The following is a 1,866-nucleotide window of genomic DNA, read 5'->3' as shown; positions in this document are numbered from 1 at the left end:
AAAATAAGCCTGACGGTTAACTGCCGTAGACGCCGCCCCGAGGCCGAACCGCTTGCCGGTTCGGGCTGACGGGCGGCTTTGTATGGGGCCGGGAATGAAGACCTGGACAAATGGAGACTTTACATTGGGTAATAACTGAAAACAGCCGAATCCCTGTGCTTGGGTCTCAGTCGTCTGAAAACTTGAAAGAAGCAGCCGTCTGTTAAATATGCGATAATGCGGAAGATTTCATGGGTGTGGTAGGAACATGGTTGTGATTGTCCGACGAGGATGATGTCGGGCAACGATGGAATCGGTTTGCTTGAAACGCCCGCCTGTTGCGGGCTTTTTTATGGGAAGGAATGGTCATGCCTAATCCGCTTTATCGGCAACATATTATTTCAATTTCAGATTTGACGACGGAGCAGCTCGAATTGCTGCTTCAGACGGCCTTGAAGTTGAAAAAGCAGCCTCGTGAAGATTTGCTTGAGGGTAAATTGATTGGATCGTGCTTTTTTGAACCGTCCACCCGTACGCGTTTGTCTTTTGAAACCGCGGTACAGCGTTTGGGTGGGAAAGTTATCGGTTTTTCTGATGGTGCGAATACCAGCGCGAAAAAGGGTGAAACGCTTGCAGATACTGCGAGGATTATTTCTAGCTATACGGATGCGATTATTCAGCGACACCCTAAAGACGGTGCGGCCCGTGTGGCGGCCGAGTTTTCGAGCGTACCTGTGATTAATGCCGGTGATGGTACCAACCAACATCCGAGCCAGACGCTTTTGGATTTGGTAACGATTTATGAAACACAAGGTAGCTTGAGCAATTTGAAAATTGCGATGGCCGGTGATTTGAAATATGGCCGTACAGTACACTCATTGTGTCAGGCACTGAAGCGTTGGGGTTGTGAGTTTGCATTTGTTTCCCCTCCCAGCTTGGCGATGCCGGACTATATTACTGAAGAGCTGGAGGAGGCTGGTTGCCCTTACCAAGTTTTGTCCAGCTTGGAAGAAGCGGTCGAATGGGCGGATATTTTGTACATGACCCGTGTTCAGCGCGAACGTTTTGATGAGCAGGAATTTGCCAAAATTCAGGGTAAGTTCAATCTTGATGCGTCAATGTTGGCAAACGCCAAACCCAATTTGCGCGTCTTGCATCCTTTACCGAGGGTAGATGAAATTCATCCGGATGTAGATAAAACACCTCATGCCTATTATTTTGAACAGGCAACCAATGGCGTGTATGCACGGATGGCGATTTTGTCTTTGGTATTGAACGAAGAAGTTTAAGGAGCGAGAGATGGAAAACTCAAAACTCAGCGTTGAAGCGATTGAACAAGGTACGGTAATTGACCATATTCCTGCCGGTAAAGGCTTGGCCATTCTAAGACAGTTTAAGCTGCTGCATTATGGCAGTGCGGTTACGGTCGGCTTTAATTTGCCCAGCAAAACGCAGGGAAGCAAAGACATTATCAAAGTCAGCGGCGTATGGTTGGATGCCAATGCGGCCAACCGTTTGGCTTTATTTGCCCCTGAAGCAGTGGTAAACAAAATCGATCAGTTTAAAGTGATCGACAAACAGCATTTGTCATTGCCGGACGAAATTTCAGAAGTATTCCGCTGCCCGAATACCAATTGTGCCAGTCATGGCGAGCCGGTCATCAGCCGTTTTTATGTCCGTTCACATAATGGTCAGACACGTTTGAAATGCCATTATTGCGAGAAAACCTTCTCGCGTGATTCAGTTGCCGAAGCCTGATATGTAGAAACTAGTAGCGTTGTTTACAGTATTTCCAGGAGAATACTGAAACATGAACATGCACAAAAACACCCGTCTCACCCCGCACCACCGTCAAGCCATTTGGCTGGCCTACACGCAGGGGAAGGA

Annotated in this window: 2 protein-coding genes and 1 pseudogene; all 3 read left to right on the top strand. The window is 47.8% G+C overall.

Annotation, left to right across the window (positions count from 1 at the left end; all coding sequences use genetic code 11):
* The first annotated feature begins 347 nt into the window (after window positions 1-347).
* On the top strand, window positions 348-1,268 hold the full coding sequence (pyrB, locus tag ACTHTQ_RS11220; protein WP_003684701.1) for an aspartate carbamoyltransferase: 921 nt from the start codon (window positions 348-350) through the stop codon (window positions 1,266-1,268).
* A 10-nt stretch (window positions 1,269-1,278) separates the two neighbouring features.
* The gene (gene pyrI / locus ACTHTQ_RS11215; RefSeq protein ID WP_003684689.1) at window positions 1,279-1,737 is read left to right on the top strand and encodes an aspartate carbamoyltransferase regulatory subunit; all 459 of its coding nucleotides are present in this window, start codon (window positions 1,279-1,281) and stop codon (window positions 1,735-1,737) included.
* A 52-nt stretch (window positions 1,738-1,789) separates the two neighbouring features.
* Window positions 1,790-1,866 (top strand): annotated as a pseudogene (locus ACTHTQ_RS11210) (helix-turn-helix domain-containing protein); the annotation flags it as partial.

The organism is Neisseria sp. P0020.S003 (assembly GCF_051957095.1).
In the GTDB taxonomy this organism is placed as follows: Bacteria; Pseudomonadota; Gammaproteobacteria; order Burkholderiales; family Neisseriaceae; genus Neisseria; species Neisseria subflava.
This window is presented reverse-complemented; position numbering and strand designations above follow the sequence as displayed.